This window comes from Pandoraea nosoerga, from assembly GCF_902459585.1.
Classification (GTDB): domain Bacteria; phylum Pseudomonadota; class Gammaproteobacteria; order Burkholderiales; family Burkholderiaceae; genus Pandoraea; species Pandoraea nosoerga.
In genome coordinates this window covers 569229-595267 of record NZ_CABPSC010000001.1, presented here as the reverse complement: position 1 = coordinate 595267, position 26039 = coordinate 569229, and the positions used below count along the sequence as shown (strand labels likewise).

Below are 26039 nucleotides of genomic sequence, written 5' to 3'. Positions count from 1 at the left end.
GAGCGCTTTTCGCAGGAATTCCGTCGTCATGTCGCAAGCTCTTCGTGCCGATCAGGCGCTCGTCTCGAGAGGACTGGCCGCTTCACGCACCGCCGCGCAACGTCTGATCGATGCCGGACGCGTGTATTACGCCGGCACCGACACGGCGCTCAAGAAGGCCAGCCAGATCGTGGCGGACGACGAGGGCATCGAAGTGCGTGCGGCGGCCGACGGACGGCCCGGCGAGGATCGCTACGTCTCGCGCGGCGGGCTGAAGCTGGCCGGGGCGTTGGCCCGGACGGGCCTCGGCGTCGCCGGGCGCGTGGCGCTCGACGTGGGACTGTCGACCGGCGGCTTCGCCGACTGCCTGCTACAGGGCGGTGCGGCGCAGGTCCTCGGGGTCGACGTCGGCCATGGGCAGTTGCACCAGCGGCTGGCCGGCGAGGCGCGGCTCGTGTCGCTCGAAGGCGTCAATGCGCGGCATCTGTCGCGCGAGATGCTCGACGAACGGCTGGCGGCGCTCGCGTCGGCCGCCGGCGAAACGCCGCCGGCGATCGCGCGTGTGCCGGCGAGCGGCTTCGACCTGATCGTGGGCGACGTGTCGTTCATCTCGCTCACGCTGGTGCTGCCTGCGCTGGTGCCGCTGCTGGCGGCGAACGGCGATCTGCTGATGCTGGTCAAGCCGCAGTTCGAAGTGGGACGCGAGCACATCGGCCGCGGTGGCCTCGTGCGCGACGCCGCGCAATATGCGCAAGTGGAGACAAGGATCCGCGCCGCCTGCGAGGGCTTGGGGCTGACGGTGGCCGCATGGCTCGACAGCCCCATTGCCGGCGGCGACGGCAACCGGGAGTTCTTCGTGCATGCCAGGCATGCGGCATGAACGCTCCCCAGAAAAGACAACGATCATGACGCAACCTTCCTTCAGTTTCGAATTCTTCCCGCCCAAGACCGCCGAAGGCGCGCAGAAGCTGCGCGCCACGCGCCAGCAACTATTCCCGCTCGGCCCGAAGTTCGTCTCGGTGACGTTCGGTGCGGGCGGCTCTACCCAGCAGGGCACGCTCGATACGGTCGTCGAGATCCAGCGCGAAGGCGTGGAGGCCGCCCCGCATCTGTCGTGCGTGGGCTCGACGCGCGAGAACATCCGCGCAATTCTCTCGACGTACCAGCAGCACGGCATCCGCCACATCGTCGCGCTGCGCGGCGATCTGCCCTCGGGCATGGGCGAGATCGGCGAATTCCGCTACGCGTCGGAGCTCGTCGAGTTCATTCGCGCCGAGACGGGCGACTGGTTCCACATCGAAGTGGCGGCCTATCCGGAATACCATCCGCAGGCGAAATCACCGCGCCTGGATCTCGAGCACTTCGCCAACAAGGTCAAGGCCGGCGCGAACGCCGCGATCACGCAATATTTCTTCAACGCCGACGCCTATTTCCGCTTCGTGGACGACGCCAGCCGCCTCGGCGTGAACGTGCCGATCGTGCCGGGCATCATGCCGATCACGAACTACTCGCAGATGATGCGTTTTTCGGAGATGTGCGGCGCCGAAGTGCCGCGCTGGATTGCCAAGCGTCTGGAAGGGTTCGGCGACGACCGCGAATCGATCCGCGCGTTCGGTCTGGACGTGGTGAGCGCATTGTGCGAACGCCTGCTCGCCGGCGGCGCGCCCGGTCTGCATTTTTATACGCTCAATGCGGCCTCGGCCACCAAGGCCATGTGGCAGCGTCTCGGCCTCTGAGGGGCGCCGCGCAATCGTTTGCCAACGATAGGGTGGTTCGGAAGTCAATCCTGATAAAAATTAAGTGGTTTCCTAATCAAAAACGCCACAAATACGCGGATTGCTAGGGATTTGGCGTGTTGTTGCGCCGGGTAAGCTTCAGTAATATCCCCCGTGGGCTCGGCGACGGACCGTTGCCGGGCGTCACACAAGATCCCGAGGAGCCTATGAAACGAACCCACACCCTGCGTTTGCTTTTGGCTGCAACCCTGCTGACCGGCGCGGCGGTGATCCCGCCCGCCGTAGCCGTCGAGCTCCCCAACAAGACCCTCGTGTACTGCTCCGAGGGCAGCCCGGCCGGTTTCGATCCGGGACAATTGACTACTGGCACGGACTTCGATCCGGCCGACGCCATCTACAACCGTCTCATTGCCTTCGTCCCGGGCGAGACGGGCGTGATGCCCTCGCTGGCGGAGAAGTGGGAGATCTCGCCCGACAGCAAGGTCTACACGTTCTACCTGCGCAAGGGCGTGAAGTTCCACACCACCGAATACTTCAAGCCGACGCGCGACTTCAACGCCGAGGACGTGAAGTTCACCTTCGATCGCATGGGCGATCGCGAAATGCCGTTCCGCAAGGCCTATCCGGCCGAATTCCCGTACTTCGTCGACATGGGCCTGCAGGCTGACATCGACCGCATCGAGATCGTCGATCCGTACACGGTGCGCTTCGTGCTCAAGAAGGTCGACGCACCGCTCATCCAGAACCTGGCCATGTCGTTCGCGTCGATCCTGTCGAAGGAATACGCGGACAAGCTGCTCGCGGCGAACAATCCGCGCGACATCGCGCTCAAGCCGGTTGGCACGGGTCCCTTCATCTTCCGCAGCTACACGAAGGACGCCACGCTGCGCCTGGACGGCAACAAGGAGTACTGGAACACGCAACTGCCGCCCAAGGTCGGCAAGCTGATCTTCGCGATCACGACCGACGCGAACGTCCGCATCCAGAAGCTCAGGCGCGGCGAATGCCAGGTCGCGACCTATCCGCGTCCGGCGGACGTCGACGCGCTCAAGGCCGAGATCAAGGCGCAGGGCGGTGCATCGAAGCTCAAGATGCCCGATCAGGTCGGCTTCAACCTCGGCTACGTGGCGTACAACGTGCAGAAAAAGCCGCTCGATCGTCTGGAAGTGCGCCAGGCGCTCGACATGGCGATCAACAAGAAGGCCATCCTCGAATCGGTCTACGGCTCGGCGGGACAACTGTCGAACGGCGCGCCGATGCCGCCGACGCAGTGGTCCTACGACAAGAACATCAAGGCGGCCGGCTATGACCCGGAAAAGGCCAGGGCGCTGCTCGAGAAGGCCGGGGTGAAGAACGTCGAACTGACGCTGTGGGCCATGCCGGTGCAACGTCCGTACAACCCCAACGGCAAGCTCATGGCCGAGATGATCCAGGCCGACTGGGCCAAGATCGGCGTGAAGGCCAACATCGTCACCTATGAGTGGGGCGAGTACATCAAGCGTGCGAAGGCCGGCGAGCACGACGCGCTGCTCATTGGCTGGACGGGCGACAACGGCGACCCCGACAACTGGCTCGGCGTGCTGCTCGGCTGCGATTCGATCAACGGCAACAACTTCTCGAAGTGGTGCTACAAGCCGTTCGACGACCTCATCAAGCAGGCGCGCCAGACCACGGACGTGGCCGCACGCACGAAGCTCTACACGCAGGCGCAGGAAATCTTCGCCCAGCAACTGCCGTTCTCGCCCATCGCACACTCCACGCAATACAAGCCGATGGCCAAGAACGTGCAGGGCTTCAAGCTGAGTCCGTTCAGCCGCAACAGCTTCGCCGGGGTGTCGCTGGACTGAGCCGCGCAGGATGACCGGCGTCGACGGTGATGCGTGCGCGCCGGTGCGCACCGGCGACTCATGCTGCCGGACATGGCCGCCGCGCCGTGTCCGGCAGCGGTAACAAGGCGGCAGACCGAAGACGGTACGCCCTCTGCAACTGATCAACGCGGCACGGCGCCGCCCGTTCTCCCGCCGGGCACGGGACGGCGCGCACGGCCCACGGAACCCCCTATGCTGAGATTCGTCCTGAGACGGCTGGGCATGGTGATCCCGACTTTCATCGGCATCACCGTCCTGGCATTCGCGCTCATTCACCTCATTCCCGGCGATCCGATCGAAGTGCTGGTGGGCGAGCGCAACCTCGATCCCGTCATGCACGCCGAAGCGATGAAGCGGCTGGGACTCGATCAACCGCTCACTACGCAGTATTTCGTCTACCTGAAGCACGCCGCGCAGGGCGACCTCGGGCGCTCCATCGTGACCAACGAAGGCGTGCTGCACGAGTTCTTCGCCCGTTTTCCCGCCACGCTGGAACTGGCGCTGTGCGCCATGATCTTCGCGCTCGTCGTCGGCCTGCCCGCCGGCGTGGCCGCTTCGCTGCGGCGCGGCAAGATGCTCGACCACACCACCATGGGGGCCGCGCTCACCGGCTATTCGATGCCCATCTTCTGGTGGGGCTTGCTGCTCATCATGCTGTTCTCGGTGGACTTGCAATGGACGCCCGTCTCCGGGCGCATCGGCGTGGAGTACGACGTGCCGAACGTGACCGGCTTCATGCTCATCGACACGCTGCTCTCGGGCGACGAGGGGGCGTTCGCGTCCGCCGTGAGTCATCTGGTCCTGCCGACCATCGTGCTGGGCACCGTGCCGCTCGCGGTGATCGCGCGCATGACGCGCTCGGCCATGCTCGAAGTGCTGCGCGAAGACTACATCCGCACGGCCCGCGCGAAGGGGCTCTCGCCCTGGCGGGTGATCGTGGTGCATGCGCTGCGCAATGCGCTGATTCCGGTCATCACCGTCATCGGTTTGCAGGTCGGCACGCTGCTCGCCGGCGCGGTGCTCACCGAGAACGTGTTCTCGTGGCCCGGTATCGGCAAGTGGCTCATCGACGCCATCCTGCGACGCGACTATCCGGTGGTGCAGGGCGGCATCCTGCTCATCGCGACGGGCGTGATTCTCGTCAACCTGCTGGTCGACGTGCTTTACGGCGTCGTCAACCCGCGCATCCGGCACTGAAGGAGGTCACCATGAGTGATACGCCTGCAACGCTGCCGCCTCCTGCCGCGGTCGCCGCCACGCCGCGCGCGCGCCTCGTGCGGGAGTTCCTGCGCAGCTTCACCGCCAATCGTGGCGCCACGGTGGCGGCCATCGTTTTGTTGTTGATGTTCGTGGCGGCGATTTTCGCGCCGGTGCTCGCCCCGCACAGCCCCATCGAGCAATATCGCGATTACGTGAAAGTGCCGCCGGCGTGGTTCGACGGCGGCAGCCGGCAATTCCCGCTCGGCACCGACGAAGCCGGGCGCGACATCCTCTCGCGTCTGATCCACGGCGCGCGCCTGTCGTTCTGGATCGGTCTGTCGTCGGTCGTGCTCTCGCTCATCCCGGGCATTCTGCTCGGGCTGCTCGCGGCGTTTTTTCCACGCTGGCTCGACACCCCGATCATGCGCCTGATGGACATGATGATGGCGTTGCCGTCGCTGCTGCTCGCCGTGGCGGTGGTCGCGGTGATCGGCCCGGGCCTTGCCAATACGACCATCGCGATCGCCATCGTCACGCTGCCCGCCTATGTGCGCCTCACGCGCGCGGCGGCCATAGGCGAATTGCAGCGGGAGTACGTGGTCGCGTCGCGCATGGCCGGCGCCGGTACGTTGCGCCTGATGTTCTCCACGGTGCTGCCGAACTGCGCGGCGCCGCTCATCGTGCAGGCCACGCTGAGCTTCTCGGTCGCGATTCTCGACGCGGCGGCGCTCGGCTTCCTCGGCCTGGGCGTGCAGCCGCCGCTCGCCGAGTGGGGTTCGATGCTCGCTTCGGCGCGCGACTACATGGAAAGTGCCTGGTGGATCGTGACGCTGCCGGGACTTGCGATCGTCATTTCGGTGCTCGCCATCAATCTGGTCGGCGACGGCCTGCGCGACGCGCTCGACCCCAAACTGAAACGAATCGCATGAGTCTGCTCTCCATTCGCAATCTCTCGGTCGACTTCGACGGCGCGCGCGCGGTCGAGGCCATCGACCTCGACGTCGGCCAGGGCGAGATTCTCGGCGTGGTCGGCGAATCCGGTTCCGGCAAGAGCGTGACGATGCTCGCGCTCATGGGGCTCATCGACGCGCCGGGGCGCGTGCGTGCCGACGAAGTCCGCTTCGACGGGCGCGACTTGCTGCATGCGAGCGCCCGCGAGCGGCGCAACATCGTCGGACGCGACGTCTCGATGATTTTCCAGGACGCGCTCACGAGCCTGAACCCGAGCTACACCATCGGCTATCAGATCGGCGAGGTGCTGCGTCGGCACATGGGGCTGCGTGGCCGGGCGCTGCGCGATCGCATCGTGGAGCTGCTCGAGCAGGTCGAGATTCCCGATGCGGCCAACCGGCTCGGCGCCTATCCGCATCAGCTCTCCGGCGGCATGAACCAGCGCGTGATGATCGCAATGGCGATCGCCTGTCGCCCGAAGCTGCTGATCGCCGACGAACCGACCACGGCGCTCGACGTCACCATCCAGGCGCAGATCATGGCGCTGCTGCTGCAGCTGCAGAAGGAGCACGGCATGGCGCTGGTGCTGATTTCGCACGATCTGGCGGTCGTGGCCGAAGTCGCGCACCGGGTGGCGGTGATGTACGCCGGGCAGGTGATCGAGGTCCAGCAGGTGCCCGCGCTTTTCGATGCGCCGCACCATCCCTACACGGAAGCGCTGCTCTCGGCGATTCCCGAGCACAATCGGGGCGTTCGCCGCCTGCGCACGCTGCCCGGCGTGGTGCCGGGGCGCGACGACCGTCCCGCCGGTTGCCTGCTCTCGCCCCGCTGTCCCTATGCCGACGACCATTGCCGCACGGCGCAGCCGTCGCTCGATCCCTATACGGGGCCGACGGCGACGGGCGCACCGCTGGTGCGGTGCTTCAAGCCGCTGCCGCATGTCGCGGCGGATCATCAGTCGATGGGAGGGGCGCAATGAGTGAAACCGTTTTCGCAACGCCCCCGGCCGCGCCGCAAGGCCCCGATGTCGGCGAGGCGGCGCGCGACGCCAGCCGCATCGTGCTGGCCGCGCACGATCTGAAGCGTTTTTACACGGTGAACCGCGGTTTGCTGCGCGCTCAGGTGAGCGTCAAGGCGCTCAACGGCGTGTCGTTCGAGCTTGCCGCGGGGCGCACGCTCGCGGTGGTCGGCGAGTCGGGGTGCGGCAAATCGACGCTGGCCCGGGTGCTGACATTGATCGAGCCCCCGACGTCCGGCAAACTCGCCATCGACGCGACCGAGACCACGGGCGCCTCGGCGGGCGAACTCGCGGCGCTGCGCACGCACATCCAGATGGTGTTCCAGAATCCGTATGCGTCGCTCAATCCGCGCAAGACCGTGGGACAGGCGCTCGACGAGCCGCTGGCGATCAACACGTCGCTCAGCCGCGTGGAGCGGGGCGAGAAAATCGAAGCGATGATGCGCACCGTCGGCCTGCGGCCCGAGCACGTGGCACGCTATCCGCACATGTTCTCGGGCGGGCAGCGCCAGCGCGTGGCGATTGCCCGGGCGATGATCCTGTCGCCGGCAATCGTGGTCGCCGACGAGCCGGTTTCCGCCCTGGATGTCTCAATTCAGGCACAGATCCTGAATCTTTTCATGGATTTGCAGGACCGGTACGCGACGAGTTACGTATTCGTGTCGCATAATCTCGCCGTGGTCGAGCATGTGGCGGATGACGTCATGGTGATGTATCTCGGCCGCGCGGTCGAACACGGTCCCAAGGCCGCCGTGTTCGGCAAGCCGCTGCATCCGTACACCAAGGCGCTGATGTCGGCCACGCCGGCCATCAAGGCGTCGGAGCGGCGCGTGAAGATTCCGCTGATCGGCGAGCTGCCCTCGCCGCTGCGGCCGCCGCCGGGGTGTGCGTTTGCGCCGCGCTGCCCGTATGCCATCGACCGGTGTCGTGAGGAAGTGCCGCAACTGCGCAAGCTCGAGGGACGTCTGGTGGCGTGCCATCGGGTGGAAGACATTGAGGGATGACAAGATTGGGTGGACCACCACGCGCCACGCATGTGCGTCGGGGCGTTGCATTGACCGGCTGGTTGCTCGGTTGCCTGCTGATGACGCTGGCCGTCACGCTGGACGCGGCATCGACCGTGACCCCGCGCGCCATCGCGGCGCGTGCGCTGCCGCTGGTGGTTCCCGAGCCTGGCGAATCGCCGCCGGGCGCCAATCTCCCGTTCTATGAGGCCCGCAAGGGCGACATGACCCTCTACGTCATGGGCACGCTCCATGTAGGCAAGCCCGACGACTACCCGTTCCGCAAGGTCGTGGTCGACGCGCTGCGCGTATCGAAGGTGGTGGCGTTCGAGCTCTCGCCGGACGACCTGACGATGTCGCAGGACGACGTTCAGAAGTACGGCATGTGTACGCGGGCGTGCCTGCCGCGGCTGATTCCCGCGCCGCTGTGGCGCAAGCTGCGCGACCGGCTCAAGGGCAATCCGGCGATGCTGGCCGAGATTCGCCACATGCGGCCGTGGCTGGCGGCGCTGCTCGTCGAGACGCTCGATTCGATGGGCGCCGACCTGCAGACCGAATACGGCACCGAGAACCAACTGGAGAACATCTACCGCGGGCGCATCGTCGGCCTGGAGTCGCTGGCCGAGCAGATGGACGCCTTTACCGGCCTGAGCGCGGCCCAGCAAAACGAGCTGCTTGCGCAGGAGCTGGTGCTGAGCCCGAAGACCGCGACGGCGCAGGTCGAAGAGCTGCATCGGCTGTGGCGCGCGGGCGACGCGGAACTCGTGTTCGACTGGTCGCAGAGCAAGGCGGCGCAGGTGCGGCGCAACGCGGCGCTGGCCGACGCCATCGACGAGCGCATTCTCTACTCGCGCAACCGACGCTTTCTTGCGCGCATGCTCTTCCTGGCCGATCCGGGCAAACCGGTCTTCGTCGCCATCGGCACACTGCACCTGGGCGGCCCTCACGGCGTGCTGCAGTTGCTGCGCGAACATGGGTTTTCGGTGACGCAGCGCTAAGGCGAGGAACGGGCGCACCCCTCCGGGTATGGGGCCGTTCGGGGGGAGGGGCGTTCGGGGCGCCTTTCTCGCGAATCGACCGATTCAGCGCCCGGCACGGCCCGCGCCGCTCAGTGTCTCAAGCCAACATCCCGCGCGCTTCGATGAAGCCGATGATCTCCTGAAGCCCCTTGCCTTCCTTCATATTGCCCATGACGAACGGCCGCATGCCACGCATCTTCTGCGTATCCGATCGCATGATGTCGAGCGACGCGCCGACGTAGGGCGCCAGATCCGTCTTGTTGATCACGAGCAGGTCGGACTTGGTGATGCCGGGCCCCCCTTTGCGCGGGATCTTCTCGCCGCCGGCAACGTCGATCACGTAGATCGTCAGGTCCGAGAGCTCCGGGCTGAACGTGGCGGCGAGGTTGTCGCCACCGGATTCGATGAAAACGACGTCGGCGTCGGGAAAGCGCTCGAGCATGCGCTCCACGGCCTCCAGGTTGATCGACGCGTCTTCGCGAATCGCCGTGTGCGGGCAGCCGCCGGTCTCCACGCCGAGAATGCGTTCCGGCTCCAGCGCGCCGGCCACCGTGAGCAGTCGCTGATCTTCTTTCGTGTAGATGTCGTTGGTGATGACGACGAGATCGTAGCGCTCGCGCATGGCCTTGCAGAGCATTTCGGTCAGCGTCGTCTTGCCCGAGCCGACGGGCCCGCCGATGCCGACACGCAGCGGCGGGTTCTTCTTGGTACGACGGGCGTTCACGGTTGTCGTCATGGCAGATGTCGTATTGGCGATGAAGTAAGGGGTGGAGGGGGCGCGGCGCATGCCTGCGAGCCTGGGAACCTAGGAACGAAAGAGGCGCGAGTACTGCGTCTCGTGACGTGACGCGAGAATGGCGAGCGCCGGCGAAAACGTATTGACCTGATCGTCGCGCAGCGATGCGGCGCGGTGCGCGGCGTCGACGACACGCGTGCGCAGGGCGACGATTACGCGCTGCGCCGCCAATTGGCCCAGCGGCACGGCCTTTAGCGCGCCGGCCACCTGATTCTCGAGCCAGCTGAACGCATAGGCCACGAGCGTGTCGGCCAGCGGCGCGCCGTGCGTGAGCGCGGCGAAAGCGAAGGCTGTCGGCAACGCGATGGGACGCAACGAGGACAGCACCGCGCGTTGCTGCGGGGCACCCCATTCGAGCGACAGGGCGAGTTGCGTGAGCGACCAGCCCATCTGCTCGGTCTCGGCGCGAAGCTCGGCGGCCTCGCGCGTGGCGAGCAGCCAGTCGTTTACCCGCGCGAGGGCCGCCGGGTCGCCTGCTTGCCAATGCCGCCATTGCCTGGCGAGCAGTGCCAGCTCGCCCGTGGTGAAGACGCCGTTCAACTGGCTGGCGATCCATTGCTCGGCGCTCGCGGCGTCGTGAATCATGCCGTGCTCCACGGCGGCTTCCAGCCCCTGCGAGTAGCTGAAGGCGCCGATGGGCAACGCGGGCGAAGCGAGATGCAGCAGCGCGGCGAGCGACTGCAGTGACGCCGCCGTCACCGGCTCAGCGAGCGGACTGGCCAGACTGGCTGTCATCGGACGGGCTCACGGCGGCGTGCGCGCGGGGGTCGACGGCACCCGCCGGCGCGTGCGAATGGTGATGCGCGCAGCCGGGCCCGTGGACATGCCCGTGGTCATGCGCGTGATCGTGTCCATGGTGTTCGCGGAACACCTGTTGCGCGAGCGCGAAGTCTTCGGCGAAGGTGGCGTCGTGGCCGTGCTTGTGCCCGCCGCCGTATGCGCCGGCTTCGGGCTCGAACGGCATGAGCGCTTCGGCCACGTCGACGTCGAGCCGCAGCAGCATGTCGCGCAGCACCGGGTCGTATTCGAGCTTGAGATAGCCGTCGCCGACTTCCACCGGCGTATGCCGGTTGCCAAGGTGGTATGCCGCGCGCGTCAGCGCGAGCGGGGTGGCGGCGCTCACGAGCAGCACCGTCTCGGGGGCGGCCTCCACACGAATGAGGCCGCCGTCGTCGGCCACGAGTACGTCGCCGCCGCGCAGCACGGTGCCGCGCGGCAGAAAGAGCGCCACCTCCTCGCCGGTGGCCAACGTGGCGCGCAGCCGGCTCTTGCTGCGCGCGTCGAAGGGCAGCACGAGCGCGGGCGCGCGACGCACGAGTGGCGCGGCGAGGGTGCCCGCGTCGAGACGCTTCTCGACGCGGCGCAGCGTGGCCGATGTGAGCGCCGTGGCCAACTGGGCCGACTGCGCCGACTGGGCCGATGGGGTGGACGAGCCCGACGAGCCGGGCGATTCGCAGACTTGTGGCATGGGTCAGAACAGGAAGTAGCGTTGTGCCATCGGCAGCACGGTCGCGGGCTCGCACGTGAGCAACTGACCGTCGGCGATGACCTGATAGGTCTCGGGGTCGACGCTGATGTGCGGCAGCCAGTCGTTATGGATCATGTCGGCCTTGGTCACCCGCCGGATATCGCGCACCGGCACGATGCGCTTGGACAGCCCATAGCGGCCAGCCACGTCGCCATCGTAAGCTGCCTGCGATACGAACGTGAGAGACGTGCGCGCGAGCGCGCCCGCGCGCGCGCCGAACATCTCGCGGTAATGCACCGGCTGGGGCGTCGGGATCGAGGCGTTCGGGTCTCCCATGAGCGCCGACGCGATCATGCCGCCCTTGAGAATCAGTGACGGCTTGACGCCGAAGAATGCCGGTTCCCACAGCACGAGATCGGCCCACTTGCCGACCTCGACCGAGCCGATTTCGTGCGCCATGCCGTGAGTGATCGCCGGGTTGATGGTGTACTTCGCCACGTACCGCTTGACGCGGAAGTTGTCCGCCTGCGCCGTGTCCGTGCCGAGCGCGCCGCGCTGCACCTTCATCTTGTGGGCGGTCTGCCAGGTGCGCATGACGACTTCGCCGACCCGGCCCATCGCCTGCGAGTCCGACGAGATCATCGACAGCGCGCCGAGATCGTGCAGGATGTCCTCGGCGGCGATCGTCTCGCGCCGGATGCGCGACTCGGCGAACGCGATGTCCTCCGCAATGGCAGGATCGAGGTGATGGCAGACCATCAGCATGTCGAGGTGCTCGTCGAGCGTGTTGACGGTGTAAGGGCGCGTCGGGTTGGTGGACGACGGCAGCACGTTCGCTTCGCCGCACACTTTCAGGATATCCGGCGCGTGACCGCCCCCGGCGCCCTCGGTGTGATACGTATGGATCGTTCGGCCCCTGATGGCCGCGACCGTGGCTTCCACGAAGCCGCCTTCGTTGAGCGTGTCGGTATGGATGGCAACCTGCGTGTCGGTCGCGTCGGCCACGGTCAGGCAGGCGTCGATGGCCGCGGGCGTGGACCCCCAGTCCTCGTGCAGCTTCAGGCCGATGGCGCCCGCCTCGATCTGCTCGGTGAGGGGGGCGAGCTGGCTGACGTTGCCCTTGCCGAGAAAGCCGAGATTGATCGGCCAGCCGTCGGCCGCTTGCAGCATGCGCTCGAGATGCCACGGACCGGGCGTGCAGGTCGTGGCGTTCGTGCCCGTCGCCGGACCGGTGCCGCCGCCGAGCAGCGTGGTCACGCCGGACGAGAGCGCCTCCTCGATCTGTTGCGGGCAGATGAAGTGGATGTGCGAGTCGATGCCGCCGGCAGTGACGATCATGCCCTCGCCGGCGATCACCTCCGTCGCGCCGCCGAGCGCGATGGTGACGCCGGGCTGGATGTCCGGATTGCCGGCCTTGCCGATACCCCAGATGCGGCCGTCCTTGAGCCCGATGTCCGCCTTGACGATGCCCCAGTGATCGATGATCACGGCGTTGGTGATGACGGTGTCGACGACGTCCGCACGCGTGCGCTGCGACTGGCCCATGCCGTCACGGATGACCTTGCCGCCGCCGAACTTCACCTCTTCGCCGTACACCGTGTAGTCGCGTTCGATCTCGACGATCAGCTCCGTGTCGGCAAGCCGCAGACGGTCGCCCGTCGTGGGCCCGAACATTTCCGCGTAAGCGCGGCGTGAAATCTTCATAGCGCCCCCATCACCCGGCCGGCAAATCCATAGACGCGGCGATCCCCCGCCAGCGCCACGAGTTCGACCGTGCGTTGCTGCCCTGGCTCGAAGCGCACCGCGGTGCCGGCGGCGATGTTCAGCCGGAAGCCACGCGCGGCCTCGCGGTCGAACTGCAGGGCGTCGTTGACCTCGTAGAAATGAAAATGCGAGCCGACCTGAATCGGCCGGTCGCCCGTATTGGCGACGGTGACGCTGATCGTCGGTCGCCCTGCGTTAAGCGTGATCTCGCCCGCAGCGGGCAGCAGTTCGCCGGGAATCATCAATGTCTCCAGTGGGCGGTGGTGCGCCAAGACGACGGAATGACGACGGAATGACAGCGGAACGACAACGGATCGTTTGTCACGACGCCCGCCGCTCAGCTTGCCACGGCCAGCAACGACACGCCGTAGGCCAGGACACCGGCGCCCAGCGCGCGCGGCAGCCATGCGGTGCGGTGACGCAGCGCCATGCCGGCCGCGATGCCCGCGCCGTGGAGCATGCCCGTCGCGAGCAGGAAGCCGGCCATGTAGTGCAGCGCACTCGCTTCGTCGGGCAGTTCGGCGCCGTGGGCGAAACCATGAAAGACGGCAAACGCGCCCACGACCGCGGCGCCCGCCCAGCCGGGCAGCGTCGCGCGCGTGGCCAGCATCAGGCCGAGCACCAGCAGCGAGACGGCAATCATGGGCTCCACCCCGGGCAGCGCGAAGGCGTGCGACATGCCGAGCAGGCCGCCGACGGCGAGCATGGCGACGAATGCGATCGGCGCGAGCCAGACCCGGCGCGACGTCAGCGCGCTCCACAGGCCGACGACGATCATCGCGCACACGTGATCCAGGCCCGTGAGCGGGTGGAATACGCCGGCCGCGAAGCTGCTGGCCGCGTCATGTCCCGGATGCCCCGGATGCGCGAGCGCGACGCCGGACGCCGCCAGCAGCGCCAGGCCCGTCGCGGTGCGCACCAGGCGGCGCGGTGCGGCGGCCGCGCCAAAGCGGCCGAAGGGGAGGTTCGGGCAACGAGGCGTGGAAGATGCCGGCGAAGTCGCGGCAAAAGTGCGAGTGCTCGGGGAGCGGTTTGCTGACATGAGACGTCCTTGATCTGTAGTTGTCGACGACGAATGGAATAACGCGAATCCGGTAAATCACCGCGAAGCGTGTCGCTCATGCAGCGCCTTCACGGGATGGGGTGATGCACGGTGACGAGCTTGGTGCCATCGGGGAACGTTGCCTCCACCTGGATGTCGGGAATCATTTCGGGCACCCCTTCCATGACGTCGTCGCGCGTGAGCAGCGTAGTGCCGTAGTGCATGAGCTCGGCAACCGTGCGGCCATCGCGCGCGGCCTCCATGAGCGCGGCGCTGATGAAGGCCACGGCCTCGGGGTAGTTCAGCTTCAGGCCGCGGGCGCGCCGTCGTTCGGCGAGCAGCGCGGCGGTGAAGATGAGCAATTTGTCTTTTTCGCGTGGAGTGAGCTTCATCGTAGGAGAGCGAATGTCAGGACAAGCGGGGCTTCGGCAGGGCCGGCATCATTGACGGATGAATCGCTGCAGTTCCGGCGTCGCCGGCCGCGTGAAGAGCTGTTCCGGCTCGCCGGATTCCCAGATCCTGCCCTGGTGCATGAACACCACGCGATCGGACACGTGACGCGCAAAGCGCATCTCGTGCGTGACGAGGATCAGCGTCATGCCTTCTGCCGCCAGGTCCTCGAGCACCTTGAGCACTTCGGCCACCAGCTCGGGGTCGAGCGCCGAGGTGATTTCGTCGCACAGCAGCACGGCCGGGGCCATCGCGAGCGAGCGCGCAATCGCCACACGCTGCTGCTGGCCGCCGGAGAGCTGCGACGGGTAGCTGTCGAACCTGTCGGCAAGTCCCACCTTGGCGAGCATGGCGCGCGCCGTCTCGCGGGCGTCGGCGGCCGGCGTCTTCTTGACCACCCTCTGCGCGAGCATCACGTTCTCGCCGGCCGACAGATGCGGGAACAGGTTGTATTGCTGGAACACCATGCCGACCTTCAGGCGCAGCGCGCGCAGATCGGTGTCGCGCGCCCCGACGTGGACGCCGTCGACGGCCACGCTGCCCGCGTCGAAGCGCTCCAGTCCGTTGAGCGTTCGCAGCAGTGTGCTCTTGCCCGAGCCGCTCTTGCCGATGATCGACACGACCTGACCGCGCTCGACGTCCATGTCGATGCCCTTGAGCACCGGGTTCTCGCCAAAGCGCTTTTGCATGCCCCTGACTTCAATGAGCGACATGATGGAGTTTCCTTTCGAGACGACGCGCCCAGAGCGACAGCGGGTAGCAGGCAGCGAAGTAGAGCAGGGCAACGAGGCCGTACACCGTGAACGGCTGGAACGTCGCGTTGGTGAGCATGGTGCCGGTCTTGGTGAGTTCGTCGAAGCCGATGATCGAAGCGAGCGCCGTGCTCTTGACCACCTGGACCGAGAAGCCGACCGTGGGCGCGATGGCAATGCGCAACGCCTGCGGCAGAATCACGTGCCGCAACTGTTCGCCGTAACGCATGGCCAGGCTCGACGACGCCTCCCATTGGCCGTGCGGGACGGCGTCGACGCAACCCCGCCAGATTTCCGTCAGATAGGCGCTCGTGTACAACGTGAGGCACACGGCGGCCGCGACCCACGGCGACACTTCGAGCCCGAGCAGCGGCAGGCCGAAGAAGACGAGGAATAGCTGCATGAGCAGCGGCGTTCCCTGGAATACCTCGATATAGAGGGCGACCGCACGCGCTGCCCACGATACGCGCCCGACGCGCACGACGAGCAGCACCAGCGCCACGAGCGCGCCGCAGACGAAGGCGATGGCCGAGAGCGCCAGCGTCCAGCGCCCGGCGATCAGCAGCCCGCGCAGCATGTCCCAGAGCGTGAACTCGATCATCGTGCGCCTGCCTTGACCATGCCGCGAAACAGGCGCCGCGCGCCGCGCATCAGCACGCGGCGCAGCGCAATGGCCAGCAGCAGATACAGCGCGGTCACGATCAGATAGCTCTCGAAAGCGCGGAACGTGCGCGACTGCACGAAGTTCGCGGCATATGACAGATCGGGCACGGAGATCTGCGAGACGACGGCCGAGCCGAGCATCACGATCACGATCTGACTGGCGAGCGCCGGGAACACCTTGGCGAAGGCCTGCGGCAGAATCACGTGCCGCAAAATCTGCGCCCGGCTCATCGCCAGCGACTGCCCCGCTTCGGACAGGCCGCGCGGCACGGCGCGCATGCCCGCACGAATGATCTCCGTCGCGTAGGCGCCGAGGTTCACGCTCATGGCGACGATGGCGGCGCTCATCTCGTCGATGTGAATGCCGAGGCTCGGCAGGCCGAAGAAGATGAAGCACAACTGAACGATGAACGGCGTGTTGCGAATGAGCTCGACGTAAAGCCCCGCGATGGCCTTGAGCCACGCCGGGCCGTCCTCGCGTGCGACGGCGCACAGCGCACCGACGAACACGCCCACCACCGTCGAGACGGCCGTAAGCGCAATCGTGAGCGCGGCGCCCCGCGCGAAGAGCATCAGGTACTGCCGCAGATCGGCAAAGTCGAGAACGTAGTGCATCGGGAGCGGACCGTGAGTCGGAATGCGTCGGCGCAGACGGCGGCGCTCAGAGTTCGGCCGGCAGCGGCATGCCGAGCCACTTCTGCGAGACCTTGCCAAGCGAGCCGTCCTTCTTCGATGCGGCGAGGATCTCGTTGACCTTGGCGAGCAGGCGCGGCTCGTTCTTGTTGAGCCCCACGAAGCACGGCGAATTCTTGATGAGGAATTTCGGCTCGGGCAGCTTGGGCGGATGTTTGGCCACGATCGCGGCGGCGACCACGTTGCCGGTGGCAACGAGCTGCACCTGCCCCGACAGGAAGGCCGAGATCGTGCCGTTGTTGTCCTCGAAGCGCTTGATGGTCACGTCGGCCGGCGCGATTTTCGACAGCTCCAGGTCCTCCACCGCGCCGCGCGTCACACCGATGGTCTTGCCCGACAGGTCGGCCGGCTTGGCCACGGCCAGATCCTTCGGCCCGAACACACCGTTGTAGAACGGCGCATAGGCTTCGGAGAAATCGATGACTTTCTCGCGCTCGGCGTTCTTTCCCAGGCTGGAGATGACGAGATCGGCCTTGTTGGTGGTGAGGTACGGCACCCGGTTGGCGCTCGTCACGGGCACGAGTTCGAGCTTCACGCCCATGCCTTTGGCGAGCAGCGCGGCGGTGTCGATGTCATACCCGACCGGCTTCATGTCGGGGCCGATCGAGCCGAACGGCGGGAAGTCCTGCGGCACGGCGACACGAAGCGTGCCGCGCTTGACGATGTCATCCAGGCCGTCGGCGTGAGCCGTGCGCGGCATTGCCATGGCAAGCGCGGCGAGCGCGCTGGCGGCGAGCATCAACGCGGTGAAGGCGCGTCGGGCGCGAGCGCGCGCGCCCAGCGTGGCGGCAACGGCTTCGCGCGAGATGGCAGTGCGGGGGAACGACAGCATGGCGGCAACCTCGGTAGCGGATGGAGGAACGAAGCGTTTCGGTTTGGACGACCGGCATCTGGTCAGACCGGTCGATACAGTGAGGTAGCACGAACCGTGCCCGGCACCGCCGTTGTGCGCGAGCGGCCCGAAGCGGCGCGGTCGCCGCCAGCGCCTGGGTGCCACGGTCGTCCGCGCGGAGCGGAGAATTGCACGGCATTGGTGCGGTATTTGCCGCAAGATGCCGAGTCACGGCGGTCCAATCACCAGAATGGTGCAAGGAAAATGGGCGCCTGAAGCACCCAAGGCGCCCGACGGAAGACGCGCGGATGACGGGCCGTGCTTCGCGATGTCGCCGGCCCTGCGCGCAGGCCTAGGTCGCCCAGATCCGCAACGGCTCGGCCGGCACTCGGTGGACGATCGGGCGCAGCGTGAGCCAGTGGGCGATCAGCAGTTGCCGCACCGCCTCCATGTCACGACCGAGCACGCGCAGCACCAGTACGTTGTCGGGCAAACAAGTGATGCCCGCGCGCAGGTCGTCGTTGAACGGCAGCCCTTCGGCGAGCGATTCCGCCAGCTCGCGCGTGCAGGCGTCGCCCACGGCCCACAGCGTGGCGAAGACGGGGTATCCGGCGAGCCCGGTCGCGCCGTTGCGCTGCGCGTCGCCGGCGCCCAGCACCGCCTGTTCGGCCCACAGCAGGCGATCGTTCGCGTCGCGCAACTCGAAGGTCGAGCGCCACCGGCCCTGCGTCCATTGCTCGCCGGCGGCTTGCCGCCCGAGCAGCGTGGCGTCCCATCCGATGATCGTGGCGCCCGCACCCAAACGCACGGCAATGCGCTGCTGTGCGTCGGCATCCTCGAATACGATGTTCTCGAGCGGCAGCCAGTCGAGCCTGGCGCCGTCGTGGAGGGAAAGCGAGACGGTCTGCGTGCCGCTGCGGCCTTGCGACTTGTACCACTTCGTCGCCCCCGGCGTCGTGAGCACGGCGTGAGCGGCCTCACCCACGTCGATGCCGATGGCGAGGCTGTCGCCGCCGGCGATACCCCCCGGGGGATGGACGACGACGGCGTGGCAGATGCCCGGCCCTTCGGGATGCAGCGACTTCTGTACGACGAGAGGCCCCTGGTGGCGGCGTGTGGCGAGCACCGTGCGGGCGTTGCGCCGCGCGAAGCCCAGCGTCAGTTCGGCGTGCCAGCCGGCGGCGTAAGGATGATTCATGACGATCGATGCGCGTTGGATGCCCGCGAATCTAGCACGCGCTGCGCGAGACCGGTGCGGGAGCTGTGCGATGCGCGTGCCGCGCCATCACACGGCTACCATGTGGCGCACGCCGTCGGCCTCCATGTCCTTGCCGAGGCCGCTCGCCACGATGGCGCCGCGGCTCATCACGCGATAGTGGTCGGCGAGCGCCAGCGCGAAGTCGTAGTACTGCTCGACGAGCAGCACCGTCATGCCGCGCTCGTCGACCAGACGCCGCAGCGTCGCGCCGATGTCCTTGATGATCGAGGGCTGAATGCCTTCGGTGGGCTCGTCGAGGATCAGCAGTTGCGGGTCGCTCATCAGCGCGCGGCCGATGGCGAGCTGCTGCTGTTGGCCGCCGGACAGATCGCCGCCGCGCCGCTGCTTCATGTCGCGCAGCACCGGAAACAGCTCGTAGATGTGCGCCGGCACGCCACGCTTGGCCTCGCGTGACGCACGGCTCGCCGCGCCGATCAGCAGGTTCTCTTCGACGGTGAGACGCGGGAAGATCTCGCGCCCCTGCGGGACATACGCGAGACCGCTCGCGACACGCGCGTGGGGCGCCGCCGCCGTGAGCGCCGTGCCGCGCCAGGCAATGCTGCCCGACTTCACCGGCACCACGCCCATCAGGCACTTGAGCAGCGTGGTCTTGCCCACGCCGTTGCGCCCGAGCAGCACGGTGAGCTGCGCCTCGGGCACGGTGAACTCCACGTTACGCAGGATATGACTGCCGCTGTAGTACTGATTGAGTGCGTGAATTTCGAGCATGCTCAGCGTCCCAGATACGATTCGATCACGCGCTCGTCGCGCTGTACGGCGTCGAGCGTGCCTTCGGCGAGCACCCGGCCTTCGGCCATGACCGTGACGGTGCCGGTCTCGCCCGCGAGCGCGGCGACGAACGCCATGTCGTGTTCCACGACCATCATCGAACACTGCCCGCGCAGCCGGTTGAGCAGCTCGGCCAGTTGCGCCGTCTCCTCGTCGGTCATGCCGGCGGCGGGTTCGTCGAGCAGCAGAAGCTGGGGTTGCTGCATGAGCAGCATGCCGATCTCGAGCCGCTGTTTCTGGCCGTGAGAGAGCTGACCGGCGCGCACATGCGCCTGATGCTCGAGATGCGTGAGCGCCAGTACGTCCTCGATGCGGTGACGCATCGCTGAGGTGAGTACCGCCCACAGGGCGTGGAACCAGCGCTTGTCGCCGGCGCAGGCGAGCTCGAGGTTCTCCCACACGCTGTGATGCTCGAACACCGTCGGTTTCTGGAACTTGCGTCCCACGCCGGCCTGCGCAATGGCGGGTTCGTCAAGGCGCGAGAGGTCGAGCGTCTGACCGAGGAACGCGCGGCCGGCGTCGGGCCGCGTCTTGCCGGTGACCACGTCCATCATCGTCGTCTTGCCGGCGCCATTCGGGCCGATGATGCAGCGCAGTTCGTTGGTGCGAATCGACAGCGACAGATCATTGAGCGCGCGAAAGCCGTCGAACGAGACGCAGATGTTCTCCAGATACAGAATCAGACCGTGCGACGTGTCGATCTCGCCCGGCACGAGCAGATGCGACATGCCGGTGGTGTCGCCGCTCACGCTCACCGATGCGTCGGGCGCGTCGGCCTCCTGCCAGCTGATGTCGGTCATGTACTGGTTCATGCGCGGTCTCCGGTGGCGGGGTGAGCGGCGTCGCCCTCGGCGCTCGCGCGCACGGAGTGCGCGCGTTTGCGCGAATGCCGGGTGACGAGCCCGATTACGCCCTGCGGCAGCAGCAGCGGCACGAGCACGAACATCGCGCCGAGGAAGAACAGCCAGTACTCGGCGAAGTAGGCGGTGAAGAAACTCTTTGCGCCGTTGACCAGAAACGCCCCCGCGATGGCGCCCACGAGCGAGCCGCGCCCGCCGATGGCCACCCAGATCGCCATCTCGATGGAGTTGACCGGCGCCATCTCGCTCGGATTGATGATGCCGACCTGCGGCACGTACAGCGCCCCCGCGATGCCGCACAGCACGGCGGATAGCGTCCACACGAAGAGCTTGTAGCCGAGCGGCCGATAGCCGAGGAACATGGCGCGCGATTCGCCGTCGCGAATGGCGGTGACCACGCGGCCGAACTTCGAGACAACGAGCGCGCGACACAGCACGAACGCGCCCACGAGGACGGCGAACGTCACGAGAAAGAGCGCCGTGCGGGTGTTCGCGGACGTGATCGAATAGCCGAGGATGCGCTTGAAGTCCGTGAAGCCGTTGTTGCCCCCGAAGCCGGTCTCGTTGCGGTAGAACAGCAGCATGGCCGCGAACGTGAGCGCCTGCGTGATGATCGACAGGTAGACGCCCTTGACCCGCGAGCGAAACGCCAGATAGCCAAAGAGCCAAGCCACGACACCGGGCAATGCGACGACGAGAAACATCGCCCAGGCGAAATGCTCGGTGCCGCTCCAGTACCAGGGCAGCTCCTTCCAGTCGAGAAACACCATGAAGTCGGGCAGATCGCTGTGGTATACGCCGTCGCGACCGATGGCGCGCATCAGGTACATGCCCATCGCGTAGCCGCCGAGCGCGAAGAAAAGCCCGTGGCCGAGGCTGAGAATGCCGCAATAGCCCCACACCAGATCGAGCGCAAGCGCGGCGATGGCGTAGCACATGATCTTGCCCACGAGCGTCATCGCATAGGCCGACAGATGCAGCGGGTGCGACGGTGGCAGCACCAGCGCGCAGACCGGCACGAGGATCAGCACGGCCAGCACGAAGGCGAGCAGCGCGGGCGCCGCGCCCCTGGGCAGCAGGCGCGCGCGCGCGGGGAGATCGAGGGCGACGGCGGGCACATTGGCGGCCACATCGGCGGCCACATCGGCGGCCACATCCCTCGCCGCGTTCGCAGCGGATTTTGCGGCAGGATTCGCAACGGAATTTGCGGCAGGATTCGCGGCGGGATTCGCGGCAGGATTCGCGGCGGGATTTGTGGCGGGATCGGGCGTCGACGTCGCGCACAGAAAGTCTGGCGTTTTCATTCAGGCCTCCGCGCTGCGCCCTTTGAGCGCGAACATGCCCTGCGGGCGTTTCTGGATGAACAGCACGATCAGGATCAGCACGGCGATCTTCGCGAGCACGGCGCCCCACACCGGCTCGAGCAGCTTGTTGGCAATGCCCAGGCCGAATGCGCCCACGATCGTGCCCGCGAGCTGTCCCACGCCGCCCAGCACCACGGCCATGAACGAGTCGATGATGTAGCTCTGCCCGAGATCCGGGCCGACGTTGCCGATCTGCGAGAGCGCGCAGCCGCCCAGGCCGGCGATGCCGGCGCCGAAGGCGAACGCGTAGCTGTCGACGCGGCCCGTCTTCACGCCGACGCACGCGGCCATCGAACGGTTCTGCGTGACGGCGCGGATGAACAGGCCGAGACGCGTGAGATTGAGCACCGACCACGTGAGCGCCACGACGACCAGCGCGAACGCGAGAATCACGATGCGGTTGTAGGGCAGCATCAGGTTGGGCAGCACGGCAATGCCGCCGCTCATCCAAGACGGGTTGACGACCTCGACGTTCTGCGCGCCGAACAGCGTGCGCACCGCCTGGATCAGCAGCAGGCTGATACCGAAGGTGGTGAGCAGCGTCTCGAGCGGACGGCCGTAGAGATGCTTGATGACGGTGCGCTCGAGCACGAGGCCGAGTGCCGCGGCCACGAGGAAGGCGGCCGGTACGGCGGCCACGAGATACCAGTCGAACGCGCCGGGCAGAAAGCGCTGAAAGAGCGTCTGCACGACATAGGTGGCATAGGCGCCCACCATCAGGAATTCACCGTGCGCCATGTTGATCACGCCGATCAGGCCGTATGTGATGGCCAGCCCCAGCGCGGCGAGCAGCAGCACGCTGCCGAGCGACAGGCCGGCGAACACCGTGCCGAAGAACTCGCTGCGACGCTGCGCCGAGGCCAGCTTCGTCAGGGCGATGTCGGCGGCGCCGCGCACGCTCGCGTCGCTTTCGGCGTAAGTGCCGTCGGCCTGTTTTGCGACGATCGGCAGCAACAGGTCGCGCATCTGCGGATCGCCCGCTGCGGCAATGAGGTCGATGGCTTCGCGGCGCTTGGCCGGATCGGCGTCGTGCAGCGCGGTTTGCGCCCACAATTGGTCGAGACGCGGCTTGAGCGCCGGGTCGGTTTCCTTCGCGCGCGCCTTGTCCACGAGCGACTTGAACGCGGGCGAGGGGTTTTGCAGCATCGTGTCGATGGCGCGGGCGCGCGCGTCGCGATCGGGCGAGAGCAGGGCGCCCGCGGCGGCGGCGGTGGCCACCTTGGCGCGCAGCACGTTGTTGAGCGTGAGCGAGCCGGCGTCGTCGGCCTTGACCGTCGCGCCGGTGATCGGGTCGACGTACCGGTCGCCGTCCGGGATGGCGATGCGCTCGCCCACGGCCACGGCGGAGTCGTCGGCCAGTGCCTTGAGGAGCGCGGCGGCCTGCGGCGAGCCGTCGGCCGCGAGATGGTCGATCGCCTGGGCCTTGGCGTCGAAATCGTCGCCCGCGAGGGCGGCCAGATCGGCGTTCGTGATCGAGACCGGCGTCACAACCGTGGGCGCCGCGGGTGCCGTGGCAGCCCCGGGATCCGCGGCGGCCGCGGCCGTCCCCGGCGTGATGAGCGCTGCGCCCAGCGAAAGCAGGACAAGGGCGGCAGCGGTCCAGCGTCTTATCGTTATCATCGAAACCTCTGCGCGCGCCGGAGACCGTCTCGGTCGCTCCGGCGCCTGGAGTGGAAGGGGCGGTCAGACCTTGTCGGGCTTGCCTTCATTGCCCGCGATGAACGGGCTCCACGGTTGCGCACGCACCGTCGACTTGGTCTTCCACACCACGTTGAACTGGCCGTCCGGGCGGATTTCGCCAATCATTACCGGCTTGTGCAGGTGGTGGTTGCCGTCCATGACCATGTCGAAACCGTCGGGCGACTTGAAGCTCTGGCCGACCATGGCGGCGCGGACCTTGTCGACGTCCACGCTGCCGGCCTTCTCCACGGCCTGCTTCCACATGTGCATGCCGACGAAGGTCGCTTCCATCGGATCGTTCGTCACGCGCTTGTCGCCGCCCGGCAGGTTCTTCGCCTTGACGTAGGCGAACCACTGCTTCTTGAACGAATCGTTGGTCGGGTTCTTGACCGACATGAAGTAGTTCCATGCCGCGAGGTGGCCCACGAGCGGCTTCGTGTCGATGCCGCGCAACTCCTCTTCACCCACGGAGAACGCCACGACCGGCACGTCGGTGGCCTTCAGGCCCTGGTTGCCCAGTTCCTTGTAGAACGGCACGTTCGAGTCGCCGTTGATGGTCGAGACGACGGCCGTCTTGCCGCCCTGCGCGAACTGCTTGATGTTGGCGACGATGGTCTGGTAGTCGCTGTGGCCGAACGGCGTGTAGACCTCCTGGATGTCCTTGTCGTCCACGCCCTTCGAGTGCAGGAAGGCGCGCAGGATCTTGTTGGTCGTGCGCGGGTAGACGTAGTCGGTGCCGAGCAGGAAGAAGCGCTTGGCGCCGCCGCCTTCCTTGCCCATCAGGTACTCCACGGCGGGGATTGCCTGCTGGTTCGGCGCGGCGCCGGTGTAGAAGACGTTCTTCGACATCTCCTCGCCTTCGTACTGCACCGGGTAATAGAGCAGGCCGTTGAGTTCCTCGAAGACGGGCAGGACCGACTTGCGCGAGACGGAAGTCCAGCAGCCGAACACGGCCGCGACCTTGTCTTTGGTGAGAAGCTGGCGCGCCTTCTCGGCGAAGAGCGGCCAGTTCGACGCGGGGTCGACGACCACGGCCTCGAGCGGCCGGCCCATGACGCCGCCGCGGGCGTTGATGTCGGCGATGGTCATGAGGGCCACGTCCTTGAGCGACGTCTCCGAGATGGCCATCGTGCCCGAGAGCGAGTGCAGGATGCCGACCTTGATGGGCTGCTTGCTCTGCGCGAACAAGCTGGGCGCCATGCCCGTGAGCGATGCGGCGCCCGAGAGGGCCGCCATCTGGAGTAGCGTGCGTCGTTTCATGGTACGTCTTCCCCTTTTCTGGTTAGACCGGTCGATCCGGTACGGGGAGAGTTACGCAAAGGGCGTGCCAGGGACGCGCGACGGCGGCGCGATGGGCCTGACGGCCCCGGGAGCGCACGTGCCGGCCGTGGGCGCGAAACACGTTGGTGCGGGCGCGCGCAGAGTTGGTGCGCACCGAGTTGGCGCGCGGCGGGTGGTGCGCGGCGTGGCATTTTTTGATGCATGATTGGCATTCGTGCCAATGTGGCCGACGGCAAGATGGGGCCCTCCCACGGACTCCTCACTTGTTTCAGGACACGCAAATGACCGATGCCATTGCCGGGCGCGCCGCGCCCTCTTCCGAGCCGCCCGGACCCGCGCGCAAGCTGGGCCGCCGTTATGCGGCCGTGCTCGCCGCCTGTCAGGCGCTCTACACCGCTGCGCTGTCGGTCGACCTTACGCTGACCGGGCTGGTCGGCTACATGCTGGCATCGGACAAGGGATACGCCACGCTGCCGTTCTCGCTCATCACGGTGGCCTCGGCGATCACCACGATCTTCGCGTCGATGCTGATCCAGCGCATGGGGCAGCGCTTCGGCTTTGCGCTGGGCGCGGCGTTCGGCACGCTCGGCGGTCTGGTGTCCGTGATGGCGATCTATCAGGGCCATTTCGCGATGTTCTGCGCGGGCACGGCGTGCGTTGGCGTTTTCCAGGCCTTTGCGCGCTACTACCGTCTGGCGGCGGCGGACGTCGTGCCCGTCGAGGACAAGCCGCGGGCGATTTCGGTGGTGCTCACGGGCGGCGTGCTCGCTGCGGTGATCGGCCCGGCGTTGGCCGCCGGCAGCAAGGACTGGCTCGCGCCGGTCACGTTCGCCGGCTCGTATCTCGTCGTGACGCTGCTCTCCGGCGTCTCGCTCCTGCTGCTCGTGGGGTTCCTGCGCGATCTGCCGGTGCATGCGGCCGGCAGCACCACGGCAGACGGCGCGGCGCTGCCCGCGCGACCGCTCGGCGAGATCATGCGTCAGCCGATCTACGTGGCGGCGCTCGCGAACAACCTGATCGGGTTCATGGTGATGATGTTCGTGATGACGGCCACGCCGATCGCTGCCGTTGCGTGCGGGCACAGCATCGACGACGGGGCGCACATCATCGAATGGCACCTGGTTGGCATGTACGCGCCGTCGTTCTTCTCGGGGCATCTCGTCAAGCGCTGGGGCGTGGTGCCGGTGTTGCTTGCCGGGATTGCGATGAGCGCGCTGTGCGGCGTGCTGGCGCTTGCGTCGACGAGCCTGCCGTATTTCTATGCGGCGCTCGCGTTCCTCGGTGTGGGGTGGAATTTCATGTTCGTGGGGGGCACGACGCTGCTCACGATGTCGTACCGGCCGGCCGAGCGCGCACGCGCACAGGCGGCCAACGAGTTCATCACGTTCGCCGGGACGGCGCTCGCGAGTCTCTTCGCCGGGCAATTGCTGGCGCGCTTCGGCTGGGCGACCATCAACCAGGCAACCTTTCCGCTGCTTGCGATCGCGGCGCTCGCGACGGCGTGGTATGCCATCGATGCCAGGCGCCGCGAAACGCCGGTGACGGCCTGATCCACGGGCAGATCACGCCCTG

At 67.0% G+C, this 26039-nt stretch carries 26 protein-coding genes; 9 read left to right on the top strand and 17 right to left on the bottom strand.

Going from position 1 to position 26039, the window contains the following annotated elements; genetic code table 11:
- Window positions 1-28 precede the first annotated feature (28 nt).
- The 8 genes from PNO31109_RS02735 to PNO31109_RS02700 all read left to right on the top strand — a co-directional run bounded on the left by PNO31109_RS02735 (window position 29) and on the right by PNO31109_RS02700 (window position 8754).
- Window positions 29-859 carry a TlyA family RNA methyltransferase gene (locus PNO31109_RS02735; RefSeq protein ID WP_150554073.1) on the top strand — a complete coding sequence of 277 codons (831 nt, stop codon included), beginning with the start codon at window positions 29-31 and terminating at the stop codon, window positions 857-859.
- Between the two features lie 25 nt (window positions 860-884).
- Window positions 885-1715, top strand: coding sequence for a methylenetetrahydrofolate reductase [NAD(P)H] (metF, locus tag PNO31109_RS02730; RefSeq protein ID WP_150554072.1), 831 nt, complete (start codon window positions 885-887; stop codon window positions 1713-1715).
- Between the two features lie 206 nt (window positions 1716-1921).
- Window positions 1922-3562, top strand: a complete 1641-nt coding sequence (locus PNO31109_RS02725) for an ABC transporter substrate-binding protein (protein ID WP_150554071.1) — start codon at window positions 1922-1924, stop codon at window positions 3560-3562.
- Between the two features lie 213 nt (window positions 3563-3775).
- Entirely contained in the window at window positions 3776-4780 is a 1005-nt protein-coding gene (locus PNO31109_RS02720) for an ABC transporter permease subunit (protein WP_150554070.1), read from the top strand.
- A gap of 11 nt (window positions 4781-4791) precedes the next feature.
- Window positions 4792-5712 carry an ABC transporter permease subunit gene (locus PNO31109_RS02715; RefSeq protein ID WP_150554069.1) on the top strand — a complete coding sequence of 307 codons (921 nt, stop codon included), beginning with the start codon at window positions 4792-4794 and terminating at the stop codon, window positions 5710-5712.
- Window positions 5709-6713: an ABC transporter ATP-binding protein gene (locus tag PNO31109_RS02710; protein WP_150554068.1), complete on the top strand. Its 1005-nt coding sequence runs from the start codon at window positions 5709-5711 to the stop codon at window positions 6711-6713. The genes PNO31109_RS02715 and PNO31109_RS02710 overlap by 4 nt, the downstream gene beginning before the upstream one ends.
- Window positions 6710-7756 carry a peptide ABC transporter ATP-binding protein gene (locus PNO31109_RS02705; protein ID WP_241014086.1) on the top strand — a complete coding sequence of 349 codons (1047 nt, stop codon included), beginning with the start codon at window positions 6710-6712 and terminating at the stop codon, window positions 7754-7756. The genes PNO31109_RS02710 and PNO31109_RS02705 overlap by 4 nt, the downstream gene beginning before the upstream one ends.
- 32 nt (window positions 7757-7788) lie before the next feature.
- Window positions 7789-8754: a TraB/GumN family protein gene (locus PNO31109_RS02700; protein WP_150554183.1), complete on the top strand. Its 966-nt coding sequence runs from the start codon at window positions 7789-7791 to the stop codon at window positions 8752-8754.
- Window positions 8755-8872: 118 nt separating this feature from the next.
- Here PNO31109_RS02700 and ureG read toward each other — a convergent pair whose 3' ends face one another.
- The 17 genes from ureG to urtA form a co-directional block, all read right to left on the bottom strand.
- Window positions 8873-9499 (bottom strand): urease accessory protein UreG, encoded by a 627-nt coding sequence (gene ureG / locus PNO31109_RS02695; protein ID WP_174966253.1) that lies wholly within the window; start codon window positions 9497-9499, stop codon window positions 8873-8875.
- 81 nt (window positions 9500-9580) lie between these two features.
- The gene (locus PNO31109_RS02690) at window positions 9581-10306 is read right to left on the bottom strand and encodes an urease accessory protein UreF (protein ID WP_150554066.1); all 726 of its coding nucleotides are present in this window, start codon (window positions 10304-10306) and stop codon (window positions 9581-9583) included.
- Window positions 10275-10937 (bottom strand): urease accessory protein UreE, encoded by a 663-nt coding sequence (gene ureE, locus PNO31109_RS02685; protein ID WP_150554182.1) that lies wholly within the window; start codon window positions 10935-10937, stop codon window positions 10275-10277. The genes PNO31109_RS02690 and ureE overlap by 32 nt, the downstream gene beginning before the upstream one ends.
- Before the next feature lie 105 nt (window positions 10938-11042).
- On the bottom strand, window positions 11043-12743 hold the full coding sequence (gene ureC / locus PNO31109_RS02680; RefSeq protein WP_150554065.1) for an urease subunit alpha: 1701 nt from the start codon (window positions 12741-12743) through the stop codon (window positions 11043-11045).
- Entirely contained in the window at window positions 12740-13045 is a 306-nt protein-coding gene (locus PNO31109_RS02675) for an urease subunit beta (protein ID WP_150554064.1), read from the bottom strand. Before PNO31109_RS02675 ends, ureC begins: the two co-directional genes overlap by 4 nt.
- Before the next feature lie 95 nt (window positions 13046-13140).
- The gene (locus PNO31109_RS02670; RefSeq protein WP_150554063.1) at window positions 13141-13845 is read right to left on the bottom strand and encodes a HupE/UreJ family protein; all 705 of its coding nucleotides are present in this window, start codon (window positions 13843-13845) and stop codon (window positions 13141-13143) included.
- Window positions 13846-13934: 89 nt separating this feature from the next.
- Window positions 13935-14237: an urease subunit gamma gene (gene ureA / locus PNO31109_RS02665; RefSeq protein ID WP_150554062.1), complete on the bottom strand. Its 303-nt coding sequence runs from the start codon at window positions 14235-14237 to the stop codon at window positions 13935-13937.
- 48 nt (window positions 14238-14285) lie between these two features.
- The gene (locus PNO31109_RS02660) at window positions 14286-15008 is read right to left on the bottom strand and encodes an amino acid ABC transporter ATP-binding protein (protein WP_150554061.1); all 723 of its coding nucleotides are present in this window, start codon (window positions 15006-15008) and stop codon (window positions 14286-14288) included.
- Window positions 14995-15648 carry an amino acid ABC transporter permease gene (locus PNO31109_RS02655; RefSeq protein ID WP_150554060.1) on the bottom strand — a complete coding sequence of 218 codons (654 nt, stop codon included), beginning with the start codon at window positions 15646-15648 and terminating at the stop codon, window positions 14995-14997. Before PNO31109_RS02655 ends, PNO31109_RS02660 begins: the two co-directional genes overlap by 14 nt.
- Entirely contained in the window at window positions 15645-16325 is a 681-nt protein-coding gene (locus tag PNO31109_RS02650) for an amino acid ABC transporter permease (protein WP_150554059.1), read from the bottom strand. Before PNO31109_RS02650 ends, PNO31109_RS02655 begins: the two co-directional genes overlap by 4 nt.
- Window positions 16326-16371: 46 nt before the next feature.
- Window positions 16372-17142 (bottom strand): transporter substrate-binding domain-containing protein, encoded by a 771-nt coding sequence (locus PNO31109_RS02645; RefSeq protein ID WP_241014092.1) that lies wholly within the window; start codon window positions 17140-17142, stop codon window positions 16372-16374.
- A 445-nt stretch (window positions 17143-17587) separates the two neighbouring features.
- On the bottom strand, window positions 17588-18433 hold the full coding sequence (locus tag PNO31109_RS02640; protein ID WP_150554057.1) for an urease accessory protein UreD: 846 nt from the start codon (window positions 18431-18433) through the stop codon (window positions 17588-17590).
- 87 nt (window positions 18434-18520) lie between these two features.
- A complete protein-coding gene (gene urtE, locus PNO31109_RS02635) occupies window positions 18521-19222 on the bottom strand; it encodes an urea ABC transporter ATP-binding subunit UrtE (RefSeq protein ID WP_150554056.1) in 702 nt (233 codons plus the stop codon).
- A 2-nt stretch (window positions 19223-19224) separates the two neighbouring features.
- Window positions 19225-20082, bottom strand: coding sequence for an urea ABC transporter ATP-binding protein UrtD (gene urtD / locus PNO31109_RS02630; RefSeq protein WP_150554181.1), 858 nt, complete (start codon window positions 20080-20082; stop codon window positions 19225-19227).
- Window positions 20083-20090: 8 nt separating this feature from the next.
- A complete protein-coding gene (gene urtC / locus PNO31109_RS02625) occupies window positions 20091-21296 on the bottom strand; it encodes an urea ABC transporter permease subunit UrtC (protein WP_244958114.1) in 1206 nt (401 codons plus the stop codon).
- Window positions 21297-21446: 150 nt separating this feature from the next.
- The gene (gene urtB / locus PNO31109_RS02620; RefSeq protein ID WP_150554055.1) at window positions 21447-23126 is read right to left on the bottom strand and encodes an urea ABC transporter permease subunit UrtB; all 1680 of its coding nucleotides are present in this window, start codon (window positions 23124-23126) and stop codon (window positions 21447-21449) included.
- 63 nt (window positions 23127-23189) lie between these two features.
- Window positions 23190-24386 carry an urea ABC transporter substrate-binding protein gene (gene urtA / locus PNO31109_RS02615; RefSeq protein WP_370749702.1) on the bottom strand — a complete coding sequence of 399 codons (1197 nt, stop codon included), beginning with the start codon at window positions 24384-24386 and terminating at the stop codon, window positions 23190-23192.
- A 362-nt stretch (window positions 24387-24748) separates the two neighbouring features.
- Between urtA and PNO31109_RS02610 the strand changes: the two genes are divergently transcribed.
- Window positions 24749-26017 (top strand): MFS transporter, encoded by a 1269-nt coding sequence (locus tag PNO31109_RS02610; RefSeq protein ID WP_150554053.1) that lies wholly within the window; start codon window positions 24749-24751, stop codon window positions 26015-26017.
- Window positions 26018-26039 lie beyond the last annotated feature (22 nt).

Bases quoted from the DNA above. Each gene is read 5' to 3' on its own strand.
- PNO31109_RS02645 (WP_241014092.1), bottom strand. From the start codon at position 17,142: ATGCTCGCCGCCAGCGCGCTCGCCGCGCTTGCCATGGCAATGCCGCGC.
- PNO31109_RS02720 (WP_150554070.1), top strand. From the start codon at position 3,776: ATGCTGAGATTCGTCCTGAGACGGCTGGGCATGGTGATCCCGACTTTC.
- PNO31109_RS02655 (WP_150554060.1), bottom strand. From the start codon at position 15,648: ATGATCGAGTTCACGCTCTGGGACATGCTGCGCGGGCTGCTGATCGCC.
- metF (WP_150554072.1), top strand. From the start codon at position 885: ATGACGCAACCTTCCTTCAGTTTCGAATTCTTCCCGCCCAAGACCGCC.
- urtB (WP_150554055.1), bottom strand. From the start codon at position 23,126: ATGATAACGATAAGACGCTGGACCGCTGCCGCCCTTGTCCTGCTTTCG.
- urtA (WP_370749702.1), bottom strand. From the start codon at position 24,386: ATGGCGCCCAGCTTGTTCGCGCAGAGCAAGCAGCCCATCAAGGTCGGC.
- urtE (WP_150554056.1), bottom strand. From the start codon at position 19,222: ATGCTCGAAATTCACGCACTCAATCAGTACTACAGCGGCAGTCATATC.
- PNO31109_RS02710 (WP_150554068.1), top strand. From the start codon at position 5,709: ATGAGTCTGCTCTCCATTCGCAATCTCTCGGTCGACTTCGACGGCGCG.
- ureA (WP_150554062.1), bottom strand. From the start codon at position 14,237: ATGAAGCTCACTCCACGCGAAAAAGACAAATTGCTCATCTTCACCGCC.
- ureC (WP_150554065.1), bottom strand. From the start codon at position 12,743: ATGAAGATTTCACGCCGCGCTTACGCGGAAATGTTCGGGCCCACGACG.
- PNO31109_RS02705 (WP_241014086.1), top strand. From the start codon at position 6,710: ATGAGTGAAACCGTTTTCGCAACGCCCCCGGCCGCGCCGCAAGGCCCC.
- PNO31109_RS02725 (WP_150554071.1), top strand. From the start codon at position 1,922: ATGAAACGAACCCACACCCTGCGTTTGCTTTTGGCTGCAACCCTGCTG.
- PNO31109_RS02650 (WP_150554059.1), bottom strand. From the start codon at position 16,325: ATGCACTACGTTCTCGACTTTGCCGATCTGCGGCAGTACCTGATGCTC.
- PNO31109_RS02675 (WP_150554064.1), bottom strand. From the start codon at position 13,045: ATGATTCCCGGCGAACTGCTGCCCGCTGCGGGCGAGATCACGCTTAAC.
- PNO31109_RS02715 (WP_150554069.1), top strand. From the start codon at position 4,792: ATGAGTGATACGCCTGCAACGCTGCCGCCTCCTGCCGCGGTCGCCGCC.
- PNO31109_RS02660 (WP_150554061.1), bottom strand. From the start codon at position 15,008: ATGTCGCTCATTGAAGTCAGGGGCATGCAAAAGCGCTTTGGCGAGAAC.
- PNO31109_RS02690 (WP_150554066.1), bottom strand. From the start codon at position 10,306: ATGACAGCCAGTCTGGCCAGTCCGCTCGCTGAGCCGGTGACGGCGGCG.
- PNO31109_RS02610 (WP_150554053.1), top strand. From the start codon at position 24,749: ATGACCGATGCCATTGCCGGGCGCGCCGCGCCCTCTTCCGAGCCGCCC.
- urtD (WP_150554181.1), bottom strand. From the start codon at position 20,082: ATGACCGACATCAGCTGGCAGGAGGCCGACGCGCCCGACGCATCGGTG.
- PNO31109_RS02735 (WP_150554073.1), top strand. From the start codon at position 29: ATGTCGCAAGCTCTTCGTGCCGATCAGGCGCTCGTCTCGAGAGGACTG.
- PNO31109_RS02640 (WP_150554057.1), bottom strand. From the start codon at position 18,433: ATGAATCATCCTTACGCCGCCGGCTGGCACGCCGAACTGACGCTGGGC.
- PNO31109_RS02670 (WP_150554063.1), bottom strand. From the start codon at position 13,845: ATGTCAGCAAACCGCTCCCCGAGCACTCGCACTTTTGCCGCGACTTCG.